16 protein-coding genes are annotated in these 18,419 nt (G+C 64.9%); 4 read left to right on the top strand and 12 right to left on the bottom strand.

The window, feature by feature from the left end:
* Nucleotides 1-140 precede the first annotated feature (140 nt).
* Nucleotides 141-758 carry an N-acyl amino acid synthase FeeM domain-containing protein gene (locus ACSQ3S_RS18205; protein WP_353398820.1) on the top strand — a complete coding sequence of 206 codons (618 nt, stop codon included), beginning with the start codon at nt 141-143 and terminating at the stop codon, nt 756-758.
* Between the two features lie 6 nt (nt 759-764).
* On the opposite strand, the gene ACSQ3S_RS18200 is transcribed toward ACSQ3S_RS18205, so the two are convergent.
* Both ACSQ3S_RS18200 and ACSQ3S_RS18195 read right to left on the bottom strand, forming a co-directional pair.
* Nucleotides 765-1,520 carry a S1 family peptidase gene (locus ACSQ3S_RS18200; protein WP_436143291.1) on the bottom strand — a complete coding sequence of 252 codons (756 nt, stop codon included), beginning with the start codon at nt 1,518-1,520 and terminating at the stop codon, nt 765-767.
* Nucleotides 1,517-3,904: a hypothetical protein gene (locus tag ACSQ3S_RS18195; RefSeq protein WP_436143290.1), complete on the bottom strand. Its 2,388-nt coding sequence runs from the start codon at nt 3,902-3,904 to the stop codon at nt 1,517-1,519. The genes ACSQ3S_RS18200 and ACSQ3S_RS18195 overlap by 4 nt, the downstream gene beginning before the upstream one ends.
* Before the next feature lie 234 nt (nt 3,905-4,138).
* On the opposite strand from ACSQ3S_RS18195, the gene ACSQ3S_RS18190 reads away from it, so the two are divergent.
* Nucleotides 4,139-5,419: a nucleotide sugar dehydrogenase gene (locus ACSQ3S_RS18190; protein WP_353398829.1), complete on the top strand. Its 1,281-nt coding sequence runs from the start codon at nt 4,139-4,141 to the stop codon at nt 5,417-5,419.
* Nucleotides 5,419-6,480 (top strand): SDR family oxidoreductase, encoded by a 1,062-nt coding sequence (locus ACSQ3S_RS18185; protein ID WP_176650860.1) that lies wholly within the window; start codon nt 5,419-5,421, stop codon nt 6,478-6,480. The genes ACSQ3S_RS18190 and ACSQ3S_RS18185 overlap by 1 nt, the downstream gene beginning before the upstream one ends.
* Here the strand turns inward: ACSQ3S_RS18185 and ACSQ3S_RS18180 are convergent.
* The 5 genes from ACSQ3S_RS18180 to ACSQ3S_RS18160 all read right to left on the bottom strand — a co-directional run bounded on the left by ACSQ3S_RS18180 (nt 6,437) and on the right by ACSQ3S_RS18160 (nt 12,461).
* Nucleotides 6,437-7,831 carry a SpoVR family protein gene (locus ACSQ3S_RS18180; RefSeq protein ID WP_436143289.1) on the bottom strand — a complete coding sequence of 465 codons (1,395 nt, stop codon included), beginning with the start codon at nt 7,829-7,831 and terminating at the stop codon, nt 6,437-6,439. The genes ACSQ3S_RS18185 and ACSQ3S_RS18180 overlap by 44 nt on opposite strands.
* A complete protein-coding gene (locus ACSQ3S_RS18175) occupies nt 7,828-8,970 on the bottom strand; it encodes a DUF444 family protein (RefSeq protein WP_176650862.1) in 1,143 nt (380 codons plus the stop codon). The genes ACSQ3S_RS18180 and ACSQ3S_RS18175 overlap by 4 nt, the downstream gene beginning before the upstream one ends.
* Nucleotides 8,971-8,979: 9 nt before the next feature.
* Complete coding sequence (locus ACSQ3S_RS18170) at nt 8,980-10,920, bottom strand: serine protein kinase (RefSeq protein ID WP_436145044.1); 1,941 nt, start codon at nt 10,918-10,920, stop codon at nt 8,980-8,982.
* Nucleotides 10,921-11,025: 105 nt separating this feature from the next.
* A complete protein-coding gene (locus ACSQ3S_RS18165) occupies nt 11,026-11,937 on the bottom strand; it encodes a LysR family transcriptional regulator (RefSeq protein ID WP_353398840.1) in 912 nt (303 codons plus the stop codon).
* 101 nt (nt 11,938-12,038) lie between these two features.
* Nucleotides 12,039-12,461 carry a hypothetical protein gene (locus ACSQ3S_RS18160; RefSeq protein ID WP_176650864.1) on the bottom strand — a complete coding sequence of 141 codons (423 nt, stop codon included), beginning with the start codon at nt 12,459-12,461 and terminating at the stop codon, nt 12,039-12,041.
* A gap of 534 nt (nt 12,462-12,995) precedes the next feature.
* Here ACSQ3S_RS18160 and ACSQ3S_RS18155 point away from each other — a divergent pair.
* On the top strand, nt 12,996-13,745 hold the full coding sequence (locus ACSQ3S_RS18155; protein WP_176650865.1) for an SDR family oxidoreductase: 750 nt from the start codon (nt 12,996-12,998) through the stop codon (nt 13,743-13,745).
* Between the two features lie 16 nt (nt 13,746-13,761).
* Here ACSQ3S_RS18155 and ACSQ3S_RS18150 read toward each other — a convergent pair whose 3' ends face one another.
* The 5 genes from ACSQ3S_RS18150 to ACSQ3S_RS18130 all read right to left on the bottom strand — a co-directional run bounded on the left by ACSQ3S_RS18150 (nt 13,762) and on the right by ACSQ3S_RS18130 (nt 18,369).
* The gene (locus tag ACSQ3S_RS18150; protein ID WP_436143288.1) at nt 13,762-14,172 is read right to left on the bottom strand and encodes an Hpt domain-containing protein; all 411 of its coding nucleotides are present in this window, start codon (nt 14,170-14,172) and stop codon (nt 13,762-13,764) included.
* Between the two features lie 74 nt (nt 14,173-14,246).
* The gene (locus ACSQ3S_RS18145; RefSeq protein ID WP_176650867.1) at nt 14,247-15,122 is read right to left on the bottom strand and encodes a proteasome-type protease; all 876 of its coding nucleotides are present in this window, start codon (nt 15,120-15,122) and stop codon (nt 14,247-14,249) included.
* A 44-nt stretch (nt 15,123-15,166) separates the two neighbouring features.
* Nucleotides 15,167-15,970, bottom strand: coding sequence for a transglutaminase family protein (locus tag ACSQ3S_RS18140; RefSeq protein WP_176650868.1), 804 nt, complete (start codon nt 15,968-15,970; stop codon nt 15,167-15,169).
* A gap of 13 nt (nt 15,971-15,983) precedes the next feature.
* Nucleotides 15,984-16,928, bottom strand: coding sequence for an alpha-E domain-containing protein (locus ACSQ3S_RS18135; RefSeq protein ID WP_176650869.1), 945 nt, complete (start codon nt 16,926-16,928; stop codon nt 15,984-15,986).
* 10 nt (nt 16,929-16,938) lie between these two features.
* Complete coding sequence (locus tag ACSQ3S_RS18130; protein WP_176650870.1) at nt 16,939-18,369, bottom strand: circularly permuted type 2 ATP-grasp protein; 1,431 nt, start codon at nt 18,367-18,369, stop codon at nt 16,939-16,941.
* Between the last annotated feature and the right edge of the window lie 50 nt (nt 18,370-18,419).

The raw sequence follows: 18,419 nt of genomic DNA, 5'->3' as shown, positions 1-18,419 counted from the left end.
ACAGGATGCCAATTGTGCAACATGACGACGCCATAGTTTCATTCGAAGCGAGTCCAGGCCTGCGCGACCTAGTGGTCGGCGAGGGCAAGAAAGAGGTGGAATTGGACCACACCATAGATCAGCAAATTTTTCATATTCGTATGGCCAACTCGCAGGGACGGCGCGAAGCCGCCAGCCTGCTACTGAAGAAAATGTACGGCTGGCGCGGCTATTCGGTCGATCCGAATGCCGTCCATGCCCTGAACAAGATCACGCTGTTTGCCGAAACCGGTGGACAGACCGTGGGCACCATGTCGTTGTGTCTGGACAACGAAGAAGTCGGCCTGCCGGCCGACGAAAATTTCCGCGACAAGCTCGACGAACTGCGAAGCCAGAACCGGCGCCTGTGCGAGCCTTCGCGGCTGGCCATCGACAAGGGCGTATCCAAGCGGGTGTTTGCCGCGCTGATACACATTTCCTACATCTACGCCCACAACATCCATGGTTATACCGATTATGTGATCGAGGTAAATCCCCGTCACGTGATGTTCTACAAGCGCATGCTTGGCTTCCGCGATTTTGGCGGCGAACGGCCTTGCACGCGGGTCGGCGCGCCGGCTGTGCTGCTGCGCCTGGAACTGGATTACATGGGTGAGCAGATCCGCAAGTTCGGCGGGCTGATGGAGCAGGACAGCACCGAGCGTTCGTTCTATCCGTATTTCTTCCCGACCTGGGACGAGCCGGGTATTACCGGCCGTCTGCTGGCGGGCAAGACTTGACATGGCTTACCGGCCCATCTCGCCGATGAACTGCGCGGGAATCGCATAGGTGATGCCGCTGGGCGCGGTGATCGCCGTCTCCTTGACACCCTTGACGAACACCATGTTGACGATGCCGATCACCTTGCCGTTGTCCGGGTCGAACAACGGGCTGCCGCTGCTGCCGGGATAAGCCGTGCCGTCGAGCTGGAAGACGGCGTAGGTCGGCTTGGCCAGCTGGCTCAGCTGTTTGACGTCCAGCTGGCGCGAGCTGAGCGCGGGCATCACCACCGGCGTAATGGCCGACACCGTCGCCCGATGGGTGACGTGGCGCAGGCCGAGTACCATGCCCAGCGGGAAGCCCATGAAGGCCAGCGATTTTCCTTCCTGCACCTTGGTGGAATCGCCCAGCTGCAGCGCGGGGATGGGCGTGCCGCGCACCTGCAGGCGCGCGAGATCGTGTTCCCTGTCGATCATGCTGACGGTGGCGGAGCGGAACTGCGCGCCATCGCCCTGGCGCAGCAGGATGCCCAGCGTATCGCCCTGGCCGGTTTGCAGCAGGTCGTTGACCACGTGGGCGGCGGTGATGACCGTCAACCCGTCGCCGATGACGAAGCCGGAGCCGACAAACGACAGCGCCGGGCTGCGGGTCTTGACGAAGCTGCCGATGCCGACCACCGAGGGCTTGACGACTTCGATGGTATGGCTGAGCTCGTCTGCATGGGCGGCAAGGGGCGCGCACAATCCCAACCACAACAACGGCAGCAAGGGCAAAAGTTTCATGATCGTACACTCCGTGGCGGCGTGGCGGGACTCAGGGCGGCGGCAAACAGCACCAGCATGAACAGCAGCGTGATGCGCGGCACGTCGAACAGGCTGTCGAACAGGCCGACCGCCTGGAACACCAGCAGCGAAGCCAGCCAGACCGCCGGCGGCACGCCGTGGCCGGCCGGCCGGCTACGGCGCAGCAGCGCGGCGCAGGCGCTGCCCAGCATGCCGGCGTAGGCCAGCAGTCCTGGCCAGCCCATTTCGAAATACAGGTTCAGGCCCAGGTTCTTGACGTGCCAGGGCAGGTGGTGGTGGTCGCTGCTGAAGAACCACCAGGTGTTCGCTTCGGAAAAGTCGCCGTTGCGGACCAGCTCACGATGGTCCACCGCGCTGCGCAAGCTGACGTTGTCGATATCCAGCGCCGCGTGCTCGCCTTCGGTGGAGATCTCCAACTGCACCGGCGCGCCATCGCGGCCGAGCTCGCTTGGCGGGATGGCGAATTGCAGGCGCTGCCAGGCCGGCGCGCCGCCGATCTGGCGCAGGGGCATGGCGACGCAGCCCTGCGGATACAGTAATTGGCGTTCGCACAGATTGACGTGCAGGAAAGCGGGCGCCCCGCCGTTGCGCACGTCCACGGCCAGCAGGTAGGGTGTGGCGGGCTGGACCTTGACGATCTGCAGCATGCGCAGCATCTCGCCGTAGCCGGCGGGATAGTCGGCGGTGGCCAGGCGCAGGTAGCGATTGCCGGCCTGATCCAGGTAGCGGTAGGCGGGCGGCACTTCGTGCACCGGATTGCGCCAGAAATACAGCGACGGAAATTTCCCCAGGCCGGCGCCCAGCAGGACGGTGGCCGGGTCGTCGTCCATGACGGCCAGCACGCTGTTCCAGTGCCGCACGCGGGTGGCCAGGTCGCCGCTGGTGGTGGCGAAGCGCTCGCCGACATAGTAGCCATTGACGATCGGCACCACCGCCGCCAGCACCAGCGCACCAGCCAGCGCGTGGGACAGCAGGCGTCGGGTCGGACGCCACAAGGGCTTGCGGCGGGCCAGATTCAAGGCCACCGGCGACACCGCCATCAGCAGCAAGCCCGCGCTCGGCATCAGCGTCGGTTCGCCGGCGTGGTGGTAGGCGATCCAGGCGGCGTTGAACAGCAGGCCGGCAAAGGCGATCGCCGCCAGCGGCAGCATGACGCGCGCGCGCAGCAGGGCGGCGGCAAACGCCAGCGCCGAGCAGATGAACAGCAGATAGGGCGGCTTCAGCAACGCCAGCGGCGGGTCGACCACGGGCAGCAGCCAGGCCAGCAAACCGGCCAGCGCCAGTCCGCAGACCAGGCCGCAGATCAGCACCGCCGGCCGCAACGCCTGTGCCGACAGCAGCAGCGTGGCGGCCAGCAGCGCCAGCGCGGCGCCGAAACCGCGGTAGCCGCTGCTACGGAACACCAGGTCCAGCATCCATCCAAGCAGCAGCACGACGAGCAGCAGCGCCAGCGCGGTCCGCCAGTAGCGGCGGGCGAAACGCACCGCGCCGACCTCGCGCAGCCTGGCGCTCAACGGCACGCCCAGCAGGATCGCGAAGGCCAGCGCGTAGGCCAGGTACAGGCCGCGCGAAAACGTGGCCAGACCCGCGTACAAGGCCAGCGGCAGCAGGACCATCGCCGCCATCTGGCGCGCGGGCGACTGCCGGCCCAGCAGCCAGGCGGCCAGCAGGGGAAAGCTGAGCGCCAGATAGCCGTCCAGCGCGGCGCCGCCCGTGTGCATGGCGGAGAAGGGCGCGGTGATGCGGTAGTCGCTGGCGAAATTGAGCAGGCCGGGGAACAGCATGCGTTCATGGATCGCGGCGCAGCTGACCAGCAGCAAGCCAGCCAGCATGCCGGGCACCAGCAGCCGCTGCAATCCTTCCAGGCCGGGGCCGGCGGCGCGCTTCAACGGCGGCAGCAATATCAGCGCCCACAGCCAGGCCTTGCCGACGCGCAGCGCATTGTAGGGACTGAGATAGTTGTTGAAGGCGTTGGCGTCGATGGCCGGCAGCGGTTGCAGCCCGCGCCACAAGCCGATGCCGCAGGCAGCCACCAGCAGCGCCAGGCTGACGGTGAACAGCGGTGGAAAGCGCGGCAGGCGCGCCGGCGCCGCGTGCCAATAGCAAAAGCCCGCCGTCAGCAACAGCAGCAGATCGATTTCCTCGAGAAAGAACCAGCCGGTATGCGGCGCCAGGTCGACCGCCGGCAACAATGCCGGCAAGGCCAGCAGCCACAGCGCAGGACGCCAGCACAGCAGCGCGCCATAAGCCAGCAATATCGCCGGCAGCCAGCTGTCCCGCAACGGGTACACGCCCGCCGCCAACACGAAGCCGGCGAAGAACACCAGCGACATCGTCCTGGTCAGTTGCAGACGCAAGGGCATAAGGCGGCTACCGCGCCGACCGCACTGCTACGAACAAGACACGCGACATGAAGCTCTCCCTGGCCTGTGGAATGCATAGAGTAGGAACTCTGACGCTCCACCTCGTTGATACGCCGCAAACGGCATCGCCTTGCCGCGCAATCGGTATGCGTTTGTGCCATCTCAACAGCCGCCTCCCGTGCGCTCCGTAGAATCGGCAAAGACTTAATTTAATGCTCACATGCGAGGTGTCAAATGGAAGTGGTTGCCGTGGTTGGATTGGGGTACGTCGGCTTGTCGCTGGCGGTGTCGTTTGGAACCCGGCGCCGCACCATCGGCGTGGACTTGTCGGCGCGCAAAGTAGCCAACTACCGGCGTGGTATCGATCCTAGCGGCGAGGTCGACGCCGCGCAGTTCGCCGCGTCGCGCTGGCTGGAAATGGGCTGCGACCCGGCCGCGCTCAGCGAGGCCGACTACATCATCGTCGCCGTGCCGACGCCGGTCGACAGCGCGCACAATCCGGATTTTTCGGCGCTGGTCAGCGCCAGCCAGTCGGTGGGACGGCATATGAAAGCAGGCGCCGTGGTCATCTACGAATCCACCGTGTATCCGGGCGCGACCGAGGAAATCTGCATCCCCGTGCTGGAGCAATGTTCCGGCCTGCAATGGCTGCGCGATTTCCACGTCGGCTTCTCGCCCGAGCGCATCAATCCCGGCGACAAGGAACACACGCTGGCGTCGATCCGCAAAATCGTTTCCGGCGACGATGCCGAGACGCTGGAGCGGGTGGCGGTGCTGTACGAGCAGGTGGTCGACGCCGGCGTGCACCGTGCCTCGAGCATCAAGGTGGCGGAGGCGGCCAAGGTCATTGAAAACACCCAGCGCGACCTGAACATCGCGCTGATGAACGAGTTGGCCATCATCTTCGACCGGCTCGACATCGACACGCTGGAAGTGCTGCAGGCGGCCGGCACCAAGTGGAACTTCCTGCCGTTCCGCCCCGGCCTGGTCGGCGGCCATTGCATCGGCGTCGATCCATATTATTTGACGCACAAGGCCGAGATGCTGGGCTACCATCCGCACGTGATCCTGGCGGGGCGCCGCATCAACGACGACATGGCCAAGTTCGTGGCGGAGAAAACCGTCAAGCAGATGGTGCGGGCGGGCTTCAAGCTCAAGGGCTGCCGCGTCAACGTGCTGGGCCTGACGTTCAAGGAAAACTGCCCGGACCTGCGCAACTCCAAGGTGGCCGACATGATACGCGAGCTGGAATCCTACGGCCTGCAGGTGCATGTGCACGATCCGGTGGCCGACGCCGACGAGGCCATGCACGAATACGGCGTCAAGCTGGAAAGCTGGGACGAGCTGCCGTGCGCCGAAGCGATGATCAGCGCCGTGGCGCACCGCGAACTGGCCGAACGGCCGCTGCAGCAGATGCAGGACAAGATCGTGGCGGCCGGCTGCTTCATCGATCTCAAATCGCAATTCGACGAGCGGGCGCTGCGCGAAAGCGGCCTCAGCGTATGGAGGCTGTGATGTCCGACTATGAAAACGGCACGCCGGCCGCCAGCAGCTACCAGACCGCGCGCGAACATCTGGAACAGGAGCAGTACCGCTGGGTGATCACCGGCGTGGCCGGCTTCATCGGCTCGAACCTGCTGCAAGCCTTGCTGGAACTGGGGCAGCGCGTGGTCGGGGTGGACAATTTCCTGACCGGCTACCGCCACAACCTGGACCAGGTCAGGGACGCCGTCGGCGTCGTCGCCTGGCGCCGCTTCGAGATGATCGAGGGCGACATCCGCGACCCGGCGGCCTGCCGCCAGGCCTGCGACGGCGCCCACTTCGTGCTGCACCAGGCCGCGCTGGGCTCGGTCGCGCGCTCGATCGACGATCCGCTGCTGAGCAACGACATCAACATCGGCGGCTACCTCAATGTGCTGGACGCGGCGCGGTTGGCCGGCGTGCGGCGCCTGGTGTACGCCGCCTCCAGCGCGGCCTACGGCGACCATCCGGCGCTGCCCAAGCAGGAGCAGCACGTCGGCAACGCGCTGTCGCCGTATGCGCTGACCAAATACGTCAACGAGCTGTACGCCGGCGTCTACGCGCGCTGCTACGGCACCGAGACGATAGGCCTGCGCTACTTCAATGTGTTCGGCCCGCGCCAGGATCCGGCCGGCGCCTATGCCGCCGTGATCCCGCAATGGATCGCGGCGATGATAGAGCGGCGTCCGCTGGTGATCAACGGCGACGGCGAAAGCAGCCGGGACTTTTGCTACGTCGCCAACGCGGTGCAGGCCAATCTGCTGGCGGCGCTGGCCGAGCACCCGGCCGCCGTCAACCAGGTCTACAACGTCGCGCTGAACGCGCGCACCAGCCTGAACGATCTGTATTTGATGCTGCAGGGTTTGCTGGTCGACGAGTATCCGCATCTGCGCGACTACCAGCCGCAGTACGGCGAGTTCCGCGCCGGCGACGTGCGCCATTCGCAGGCCGACATCTCGAAGGCCCGCGACCTGCTGGGCTACGCGCCCACCCACGACCTGCGCCGGGGCCTCAAGCAGGCTTTGCGCTGGTATGTTGAGCAGCTGGATGGGTGATCGTCAGCACCCGTCCCACGCCGCGAAAATCCACCGTGTGCAGGCTGACCGGCCTGCGCCAGATCCGCGCCACGTAGTCCAGCACCTGCTCGGCCTGCGCCAGGTCCAGGCCGCGGCCGTCGCTGGCATGGTCGTGGCGCAGGATCAGGCTGCTGTCGTCCTGCACCCGCTCGGCGGCGATGCGCGGCGCGCCGTAGTTGTACTTCGGCGCCAGGATCGCTTCCTTGACGTCATGCAGGTCGCGGCTTAGCACGCGGGTTTCGCCATCCTTGCGCACCTGGTAGGTGAACAGGTCCAGCTGCCCGGCCAGCTCGGCGTCCAGGTAGTTGCGGATGAAGCCGAAGTCGTCCTCCTCGGCGCAGATGCGGCGCGCCTCCTCCAGCCCCTGCTTTTCAACGATGCGGTCCCACATGCAAAAGCCCAGGTGATAGGGATTGACCGCCAACGCCAGCTGCTGCTCGCCGGCATACGGCCGCACCACGTCCGAATGGGCCGCCAGCGCCTGCAGGTACAGCGCGTGCGGCAGGAACTCCGCCTCGCGCAGCAGGCGCGCGTGCCAGTACGAGGCCCAGCCTTCGTTCATGATCTGGCAAGCGTGCACCGGGTAGAAGTAAAATGATTCCTCGCGCACGGCCAACAAGATGTCGCGCTCCCAGTCCTGCATCTCCGGCGCGTAGCGGGCGATGAACCACAGCAGGTCATGCTCGGGATGCGGCGGCAGGGTGGGGCGGCCGCCCGTTCTCGGCGGCGGCGGCGATTCGCCGGGCAGCGACTGATAGCGGCGCTGGAACGCGCCGGGCTCCGGCGGCGCCGGCGCCGCCGCGTCCGCATCGGGGTAGGGCGCGCGGTACAGTTCCTGGTTGATATCGATGTGCGGCTCCAGCGCCAGCGCCGCGTCCAGCACCGCCTCGACCTTGCGCTGGCCGTGCCGCGCCAGCGCCTCTTCCAGCCGGTGCGCGCGCGCCGCGCTTTGCTCCAGGATGTGTCCGCCCGCCATCTTCATGAAGCGCTCGAACAGCGCGTTTCTGCGCACGAAGTCGGCGTGGCCGATGACGTGGGCGGTGACCAGCGTATTTTCCGCCAGGCTGTTGTTGTTCATCAGGTAGGCGCGGCACGGGTCGCCGGGGAACATCACCTCGAAGATGCGCGAATGGCCCATGTTCTGGTGCAGCAGCTGGTGGATGTAGCGCAGGCCGAACGACCAGTGGTGCATGCGCACCGGCACGCCGTAGACGGCGATCTCCAGCATGAAATTCTGCGGCACCAGCTCGAAATCGACCGGGTAATATTCCAGGCCCAGCTCGCCGGCCAGCTGTTCGATCTGCGGCGCGTAGTCTTGCAGCGTGCTCATGCCTGAGCCTCGGCGCCGGCCTGCCGCGTCAGGAACTGCCGCAGCGCGGCGATCACGTCCTCGCCGCCGGTCAGCACCACGCTGGACAGCGGCAAGCCCTGGCGCTCGCGCTCCTTCCACATCCGTCCCATCTCGGTTTCCAGCATGCGCGGCATGCCGGGCAGCGTTTCGACATAGCCCATGTAGTTCATGCATTTCGCCAGCTGGCCGAGCAGCTGGCTGGCCGCCACGCGGTCCTCGGAAAAATTGTCGCCGTCGGACGCGTAGAACAGATAGCTGTTGTAGCTGGCCGTGTCATAGTGCGCCTGCAGCAGCGACTGCGCCAGCCGGAAGCCGGTCGACGCCATCGTCCCGCCCATGCCGCTGACCTCGAAGAAATCGCGCTCGTTGAATTCCCACGCGCGCGCCGCGTGCGCCAGGAAACGCAGTTCCACGTGGCGGTAGCGGCGCCGCAAGCCCTGCAGCGCGAGGAAGAAAAAGGTCTTGGCCAGCCGCCGTTCGGCCTGCGTCATGCTGGTCGACACGTCGAGCATGAAGAACACCACCGCGTTGCTCGACGGTCGCGGCAATTCCACCAGCTGGCGGAAGCGCAGGTCGTCGTTGGTGAACGGCGCCGGCGCCTGCTGTACGGCGCGCCGCTTGATCGCCTCCTTGACGGTGCGCCGCCGGTCCAGCCGCGAGCGGGCGCCGCGCTTGTCCCAGCCGCGGTGCCGCACCTCGGGCTGGTCCAGCGCCGCCGTGCTGCGCGGCTGCAGCTGCGGCAGCTGGAATTCCTCCCACAGCCAGTCCAGGATATCGTCGACGGCGAACTCCATCATCAGCGTCACCGCACCTTCGGCATTGCCGGCGCCGCCTTCGCCGAATTCGTCTTCCGGCGGCAGCAGCAGGTCGCCCGGCTGGCCCGGCCCCTGGCCGGCGGCGGTGCGGCTGTTGCCCTCGGACAGGCGGAAATGTGCGTGCTCAAGCAGACGCAGCGGTACCTGCACGCTGCGCGCGCCCGTACCGCTCATCAGGTCCGACGAGGAGACAATCTCCGGCAAGTGGCCGCGCACCGCCTCGCGCACCTTGTCGTTGTGCCGCAGCCAGTCGCGCGCGCCGCGTGAAAAGAGTTCGTACCAGTCGCCTTGGCCTTGCAGCATGGTCGGTCCTCATTCCTGCGCCAGCAGCGTGGTGACGTAGTTCAGCGCCTCGCGCGCGCAATGGCTGTCGTAACCGTATTCGTCGACCAGGCGCCGCTCCACCGCCGAGATCTTGGCCCGCACGTCGTCGTCGGGCCGCTTGGCCGAGCTGACCAGCCGCAGCACATCGCGCCGCTGCTCGAACAGGTATTGCTGCAGGGCGTCGCGCAGCTGCGCATGGCTGCCCAGGCCGAAACGCTGGCCGCGCTTGTACGCGCTCATCGCCTTGCGCACCACCTCCTGCCGGAACGACTGCTTGCCGGAATCGGAAATCCGGATTTTCTCCTCCACCGCGCGCAGGAAGCGCTCGTCCGGCCGCCGCTCCTCGCTGGTGATCGGGTCCTTGACCTGGCGGTTGTCCAGCATCGCCTCGACCTCGTCCAGGTACTTGCCCAGCAATTCCTCGACCTCCTGCTCGAACGACACGAACAAGGCCTTGTGCACGTCCTCCTTGACCCAGCGGTTGTAGAAATCCTTGCGCGTCAACACCAGATAGTCGACCCACTTGCGCTTGCGCGCCGGCTCGATGCGGGCGTCGCTTTCTATGCCGTCCTTCAAGGCCAGCAGCAGGTCCATCGTGGTCAGGCTGCTGCGCGGCGACTGGATGATGGCGTTCGACAGCGCGTTGATGACGAAGCGGGGCGAGACGCCGGACAAGCCCTCGTCGGGCGCTTTCTCCTTGCTGCGCACGCGCTGCGCCTCCGCCTGGTGCACGCCGTCCACATCCTCGCCGGCATGGATGCGCACCCGCCTGGCCAGCTCGCCGTCGCGGTCCTCTCCCTCGTGCAGCCGGCTGAGCACCGCGAACACGGCGGCCGAATGCAGCACATGCGGGTCCAGGTGCACGCTGCGGAAGGCCGGCGCCGCCGCCAGGATCAGCTTGTGATAGATGCGCGCCTCCTCGCGGTAATTCAGCGTGTAGGGCACCTGCACGATCACCATCCGGTCCAGCAGGCCCTCGTTCTCGCTTTCCTGCAAAAACTTGCGGAACTCGGCCAGGTTGGTGTGGGCCAGGATGGTCTCGTCCAGATAGATCAGCGGGAAGCGCGCGACCTTGACGTTCTTCTCCTGCGTCAAGGTCAGCAGCAGATAGAGGAACTCGCGCTTGACCTTGAGGATTTCGATCATCTCCAGCATGCCGCGGCTGGCCGCGTACACCGCGCCCGACCACGACCAGGCGCGCGGATCGCCCTCGTCGCCGTACTCGGCCACCTTGGACAGGTCGACCGAACCGACCAGGTCGGCGATGTCGGCCGTGTTCGGATCGTGCGGCGCGTAGGTGCCGATGCCGCTGCGGCCGGCCTCGGAAATGAAGATGCGCTCGACCGGCATGCGCAGGAAGTCGCCGCCGTATTCCTGCTCCAGCCGCACGCGGCAATGCGGACACAGCTCGCCCGACAGGTCGACGCCGTAGCCTTCGCGAAAGCCCGGGCGCATCGTGTGCGGCACCAGGTGCAGCGGCGACTCGTGCACCGGACAGCCGGCGATGCCGTACAAGGCGCCGGCGTCGGTGTAACTGTATTCCTCCAGCCCGCGCTTGAGCCGTATCACCAGCGTCGACTTGCCGCCCGACGGCGGCCCCAGCAGCAACAGCAGGCGCCGCCCGACCTCCGAGCCGGCCGCCGCCGCCTTGAAATAGTCGGCCACCCGCGCCAGCGCGTCGTCGATGCCGAACAGCTCGTCGGCGAACAGGCTGAAGCGCAGCTTGCCGTCCTCGCCTTGCTGGCCGCTCCAGCACAACATGTCCCACAGGTATTGGTGCGAACTGCGCGCGAACTGGCAGGGCGCCGCCGGCAGCAATTGCTCCATGAACTGGGCAAAGCTGCCGCTCCAGTGACCCGCCCGGTGCTGTCGTGTATAGGCCAGCAGTTGCTCCCTGTACTGCTCCCGGTATTGCTCGCCATCATCCATCTTCACAGTTCCTCCAGTGCGGTCAGCACTTTTGAGTATCTGCGTTACAGATGGCAGGTCGTCTGATCTGCGTCAATTGAAAAAACGGATTTATAAGTAGGGAAATCAGTCGACTCGGTCCCACGGCGGAATGCCGGAAAATTCTTCCACGAGGAAATCGATCATCACCCGCACCTTGGCGCTCAGGTGGCGGCGGCTGGGATAGACCGCCAGCACGTCGATATCGGGCATGTGGTAGTCGGGCAGGACGCGCACCAGGCGGCCGGCGCGCAGGTCGGCGCCGACCAGGAAGCTCGGCTGCCAGATCACGCCCAGCCCGCCGATCGCGGCCGCGCGCGCGGTGTCGCCGTTATTGCTGTGCATTACGCACTGCACCTTGACCGATTGCGGCTGGCCGTTCGCATCGAGGATCTGCCATTCGTCGGCCGTGGCCGAATAGCTGTAGCCGATGCAGGTGTGCTGCAGCAGGTCGGCCGGCTGCATCGGCATGCCGCAGCGCTGGACGTACTCCGGCGCCGCGCACAGGATGTTGTGCGACGTGGCCAGCTTGCGCGCCACATGGGAGGTCGAGCCGGCGCGCGAAATGCGGATCGCCATGTCGTAGCCTTCCTCGACGATGTCGACCACGCGGTCGATCAGCGCGACGTCGAGCTGCATGTCGGGATATTGCCGCATGAATTTGGCCCACAGCGGCGCCAGGTGCAGCACGCCGAAACTGAGCGGGGCGTTGATGCGCAGCAGGCCGTGCGGCTGCATGGTGGCCGAGGAAACGATGGCCTCGGCCTCGGCCACGTCGTCGAGGATGGACTTGGCGCGCTCGAACAGCGCCTCGCCGCTGGACGTCAGCGACATCTTGCGTGAGCTGCGGTTCAGCAGCCGTGTTTGCAGGTGCGCCTCCAGGTCGCTGATGTAGCGGGTAACGTTGGCCGGCGACGTGTCCAGCGCCTCCGCCGCGCGGGCGAAGCCATCCCTGCGTACCACTTCAACGAACACTTCCAGTGCACGCAACCTGTCCATTCCGGCCTCCCATTCAGTATTTGTAAATTATAAAGCAGGCGGGCAATAAAAAAGCCGCAATACCCGGAGGTATTACGGCTCTATGCTGGAGCTCGCTGAGCTTAATGCGGCGCGATGTAATTCACGTTGGCGGCTTCCTTGATCAAGCGGCTGGTGCTGATACTGCCGGCGGTGGTGTCCATGCCGGTGGCGCCACCGTGGTACATGCCGACCAGGCCGACAGCGGCCTGCGCATCGCCGGCGCTGGCGGCGCGTTCGAACAGCTGGCGCGCTTCGCTGCGCTTGGCGGGATTGGATAAGTAGCGCAGCGCCAGTTCGCGCTGGGCGACCGGCGAACCCTGGTCGGCCCATTCCTGCAAGCGGCGCTCGGCGGCCGCCTGGCCTTGCGGCCCCAGTTGCATCGCGGCGGCCTCGATCACCGTCGGCGAAGGGATCGCGTCTTCCTGTGCCTGGCAGGCGATCAACGCTCCGACCAGCACCAGGACAGACGATACCAGCACGCCAGACTTGTTGAATAATTCCATATGTTAGTTACCCTTGGTTAAATCAGTGCCACTACGGTAAGGAAAGTCTTCCTACAATTCACTCCAAGGAGACGCTTGTGGCCATCTTTCGCAGCACTTCAAGCTCGTAACGACAAAAATCCAGCGACGCATTGCAGCATTATACTTGCACACGGGCAAATTGTCTAATACGCAATACGCGAAACGTAGTAAATCGTTATTTCCATTCTACAAAATTGTCCAAAATCACGACGCACGCTTGATGCAGCCTCGCTTCCGCCTTGCTATCCAAGACCATACTGCAGAATGATGGCGATATTAACACGAACAATTTCCTACTCTTGTAGGCAGCGCGTTAATCAGGGTAACAATTGTAACCATTCGTTAGCACCCCTGGCGCAGTCTGCAGGTTGCAATGCAGCAGGCTCATCCATTCATAATTAATGAATGGAACATGCTTGTTTTGCCGATTGTTGATAGTACGACTGAATCATATAGTGGAGTCCATGGCAGCCAACCCGGCGCTGCAACTTAACCCAACTTCAGGAGTCCATCATGAATCGCTTCGCAAACAAAACTGTACTGGTGACCGGTGGTAACAGCGGTATTGGCCTGGCCACCGCCCAACAATTCGCCAGGGAAGGCGCCCGCGTGGTCATCACCGGCCGCGACCAGGCCAAGCTGGATGAAGCGCGCGAACAACTGGGCGGCGGCGCCATCGCCATCGTCAGCGATGCCGCCGACAGCCAATCCGCCGCCGCGCTGGGCGCCCGGCTCAGCGCGCTGGGCCTGACGCTGGATGCCGTGTTCATCAATGCAGGTGTGGCCAAGTTCTCGCCGCTGGGCAATGTTGACGACGCTTTCTGGGACCACATCTTCAATACCAACGTCAAGGGCGCCTATTTCACCATCCAGGCCGTCACGCCGCTGCTGAACCCGGGCGCCGCCGTGATCCTGAACGGTTCGATCAATGCCCACATCGGCATGGAAAATTCCAGCGTCTACGCCGCCAGTAAGGCGGCCCTGATTTCACTGGCCAAGACGCTGTCGGCCGAGCTGATCGGCCGTGGCGCCCGTGTCAACGTGGTCAGCCCCGGCCCGGTCGCCACGCCGCTGTACGGCAAGCTGGGCATGGAGGCGGAACAATTGAACGAAGTGGCGGCCGGCATCCAGGCCATGATCCCGCTGAAACGCTTCGGCACGCCGGATGAGGTGGCAAGTGCGGTGGTTTATCTGTCGAGCCCGGAAGCCGCGTTTATCGTCGGCACCGAGCTGATCGTTGATGGCGGCATGAGCCAGCTGTAAGCGCAACGGCCCGGGTTCAAGCCTGGGTCGTTTTTCCGTCTTGCGGGGCGTTGCGCTGCAGCCATTCGTTGGCCGATTGCAAAACCAGCACGTACTCGGCCTCGAGCGCGGCGAACAGGGGGGGGATCTGGTCGAGCTGACGCTCGGCGACCGCCTGTTCCACCTTCAGCGACGACGCCACCAGGCGCTTGGCGCCCAGCGTGCCGATCGAGCCGCGCAGGCTGTGCAGGAGCTTGCCGGCCTCGGGCAGGCGCTCTTCGCGCAGCGCGGCGCCGGCCTGCTGGATGGGCGCCAGGCCCGGCGCGCAGGCGTCGCGGACGATTTTCGACACGATGGCCAGCGCCTTGTCGTCGTTGCCCATGTATTTCAGTAAGGTATCGACCGAAAAAATCGTTTCCTCGCCCTTCGGCGGTGAGGCGTCAGACATGCGGCACTCCAAAGCAGTGAAAGTTGAATGTTGCTGCCATCATACCCTTTCCGGGCTGGAGGCCGCCTGCCGTTTTATTGTTGCCCGTCATGAAACTGTTGTGCCAGCGTCTGCAGCGGCGCGGTGGACATTGCCGGGGCGGCCACATTGGCCGGCGGCGCCACCCGCACCGGCTTGCCGCCGCTGCGCGTCGAATGCAACACATTGCTGGTGGCTTCGGGCGCGGCGTTCCAGACCGGGTTGTCCAGCCCCTCGAACACGCTCTTGAGCTGGTCGCCCCAGGTGCTGCGTATCATCTGGAAATACTGGTTGCGCTCGTCGATGGTGACGAAATGGGTCACGGCCAGCGCGCCGCTGTCGTAGACCAGCAGGTCCAGCGGCAGGCCGACCGAAACATTCGAGCGCAAGGTCGAATCCATCGAGATCAGCGCACACTTGGCGGCGTCGTCCAGGCTGGTGGCCGGCGTCACCACGCGGTCGATGATGGGCTTGCCGTACTTGGCCTCGCCGATCTGGAAATACGTGTTTTCGTCGTGCGACTCGATGAAGTTGCCGGCCGAGTATATCTGGAACAGGCGGCAGCGCTCGCCCTTGATCTGGCCGCCGAAGATGATGCTGACGTTGAACTCGATGCCGAACTCGGCCAGCGACTTGGCGTCGCGCTCGTGCACCTGGCGCACGGCGTCGCCGAGGATGCGGGCCGCCTCGTGCATGGTCGGCGCGTTCCAGATGCTGCGCCCGTCGGCGCCGACCTGCTCGGACACCAGCTGGCGTATCGACTGGGAAATCGAGAGGTTACCGGCGGTCATCATCACCATCATCCGCTCGCCGGGTATTTCAAACACGCTCATCTTGCGGAAAGTACCGACCTGGTCCACGCCCGCGTTGGTGCGCGAATCGGACAGGAACACCAGCCCTGCATTCAGGCGCATGCCTACACAATATGTCATCTTCGTAGCAAATTATTGATTTCTGGAACGATTATTGTACACCCTCACTGGGGCACGATCTGTACGTCCACGCTCATCGACTCCACGCCGCCGCCGCGCCGCACGCCGCGCACCGGCGCCGCCGCATCGTAATCGCGGCCGATGGCCAGGCGGCAATACGCGTCCGTCATCAGCCGCGCATGGGTGACGTCGATACTGACCCAGCCGCTGTAATCCTTGTCCTCGGCCCAGGCGTCGACCCAGGCGTGGCTGGCCGCATGGTCGCTGGTTTCCGGATCGATGTAGCCGGACACGTAGCGGGCCGGAATGCCGTGCGCATGGCAGCAGGCCAGGAACAGGTGCGCATGGTCCTGGCACACGCCCTGGCCCAGTTCCAGCGCGTCGCTGGCGCTGGTGGTGACGGCGGTCGCACCGCTTTGATACCGGACCGCACCAAAGATGTGCTCAGCCAGGCACATCAGATCCTTGGTCTGGGCCTTGCCGTCCGGCAGGCACGAGGCCGCCAGTTCCAGGATGCCCGGGGTCTGCTCGGTCAGCCTGGTGGAGACGGTGAAGATCAGCGGCGACACCGTGTCGCCGTTGGGAATCCGGCCGTTGACCGGGCTGGTGGTCTCCACCACGCCGGAGGCGACGATGGCCAGGCCCTGGTGCGGCACGTTCATCGTCATCATGTGCGACAGGTTGCCGTAGGCGTCCGTGTACGCGTGCACGTGGCCGGGCATGGCGATATTCCACGATAAAACGTGTTGCTGCGCCTCCGCGCGCGGCGTCAGGTGCAGCTGCTGGATGGTGTAGGCCAGCGGGGTGGTGTAGGTGTAGCGTGTCTCGTGTCGTATATTGAGTTGCATGGAATAGTCTCGGTCATGCCGCCAGCGGCACCAGGAAATCGCGGCTGACGCGGTTGCCCAACTGATAGATGTCCGCCAGGAAGCGCGTCAGCGTGTCGTGCAGGCCGTTGGCCAGGATGTCGTCGAGCTTGGCGAATCGCAGGTCGGCATGCAGCTTGCCGGCGAAGCGCTCGGTATCGGCCGACACGTCGTTGCGCACCTCGCGCAGGTTTTGCACCACCTCGTCCATGCAGGCCAGCAGCGAGCGCGGCATATCGCCGCGCAACATCAGCAGCTCGGCGATGCGGGCCGGGGTGATCACGTCGCGATACACCTTGCGGTAGATCTCGAAGCCGGAAACGGAGCGCAGCAGCGCGCCCCAGTAATAAAAGTCGCGCTGGCTCATGGTGCCGCTTTCGGCGCCGCCGCCGTGGAATTTGACGTCCAGGATGCGCGCCGTGTTGTCGGCCCGCTCGAGGAAGGTGCCCAGGCGGATGAAATGCACGGCCTCGTCGCGCAGCATGGTGCCGACCGTCACGCCGCGCGACAGGTGCGAGCGGAACTTGACCCACTCGAAAAACTTGCTCGGATCGTTTTCCAGCAAGTCGCTGTCCAGGCGTTTTTGCATGTCCAGCCAGGTCTGGTTCTGGATTTCCCACACTTCGGTGGTCAGCGTGCCGCGCACGGCGCGGGCGTTTTCGCGCGCCTCGGTCAGGCAGGCCACGATGGACGAGGGATTGTCCGGATCACGCACCATGAAATCGATGACGGCGCGCGCTTCCAGCGTATCGTACTTGAGGTCGAACGCCGATTGCAGCTCGGAAATGCCGAGCATGGCGCGCCAGCCGCGGGCGTTTTCCGCGTCGGACTGCGGCAGCATCGAGGTCTGCACATTCACATCCAGCATGCGCGCGGTGTTTTCGGCGCGCTCGGTGTAGCGGGCCATCCAGAACAGGTGATCTGCGGTGCGGCTTAACATTGTTGTCTCCTTAGCGTTCCAGTATCCAGGTATCCTTGGTGCCGCCGCCTTGCGACGAGTTCACCACCAGCGAGCCCTCCTGCAGGGCGACGCGGGTCAGGCCGCCGGGCACCATCGAAATGGTCTTGCCGGACAGCACAAACGGACGCAGATCGATGTGGCGCGGCGCGATGCCGTTTTCCACATAGGTCGGGCAGGCCGACAGGGCCAGCGTCGGCTGGGCGATGTAGCCGTCCGGCCGGGCCAGCAGGCGCTGGCGGAAATCCTCGATCTGCTGCTTGGTCGAGGCCGGACCGACCAGCATGCCGTAGCCGCCGGCGCCGTGCACTTCCTTGACCACCAGCTCCGGCAGGTTGGCCAGCGTGTACTGCAAATCCTCCTGCTTCCTGCACTGGTAGGTCGGCACGTTGTTCAGCACCGGTTCCTCCGACAGGTAGAACTTGATCATGTCGGGCACGAACGGGTAGATCGACTTGTCGTCGGCCACGCCGGTGCCGATGGCATTGGCCAGCGTCACGCGGCCGGCGCGGTAGACCGACAGCAGGCCCGGCACGCCCAGCGACGAATCCGGACGGAAGGCCAGCGGATCGAGAAAATCGTCGTCGAGCCGGCGGTAGATCACGTCCACTCGCTTCGGTCCGCGCGTGGTGCGCATGAACACGGTATTGTCGCTGACGAACAAATCCTTGCCCTCGACCAGCTCCACGCCCATCTGCTGGGCCAGGAAGGCGTGCTCGAAATAGGCCGAGTTGTACATGCCCGGCGTCATCACGACCACCGTCGGGTCGTTGACGCCCATGGGCGCGACCGAGCGCAGGTTGTCGAGCAGCAAGTCGGGATAGTGGTCGACCGGCGCGATCTTGTTGCGGGCGAACAGCTCCGGAAACAGCCGCATCATCATCTTGCGGTCTTCCAGCATGTAGGACACGCCGGACGGCACCCGCAGGTTGTCTTCCAGCACGTAGAACTCGCCCTGGCCGGCGCGCACGATGTCGACCCCGGCGATGTGGGCGTAGATGTCGGACACCACGTTGATGCCCTGCATCTCCGGCCGGTACTGCGCGTTCTTGTAGATCTGCTCGGCGGGGATGATGCCGGCCTTGATGATGTTCTGGTCGTGATAGATATCGTGTATGAACATGTTCAGCGCCTTGACGCGCTGGACCAGCCCGGTCTGCAGCTGCGTCCATTCGGCCGCCGGGATGATGCGCGGAATGGTGTCGAATGGAATCAGCCGTTCGGTGCCGGCATCGTCGCCGTAGACGGCGAAGGTAATGCCGACCCGGCGGAAGGTCAGGTCGGCCTCGGCGCGCTTGCGCTCGATGGTTTCGGCGGACTGGCGCTGCAGCCAGCCGCAGAACTCGCGGTAGTGTTCACGGACCTCGGAACTGGCGTGGTGCGCCAGGCCATCAGCGGTCATTTCGTTAAAGAATTTTGCCATATCGAACATTCCCTGGTGAGTACGTTTACCTTCTATCAAGAAGCGTGCCA

It is taken from the genome of Duganella sp. LjRoot269, from assembly GCF_964254095.1.
Taxonomy (GTDB): Bacteria; Pseudomonadota; Gammaproteobacteria; order Burkholderiales; family Burkholderiaceae_D; genus Rugamonas; species Rugamonas hordei.
This window is presented reverse-complemented; position numbering and strand designations above follow the sequence as displayed.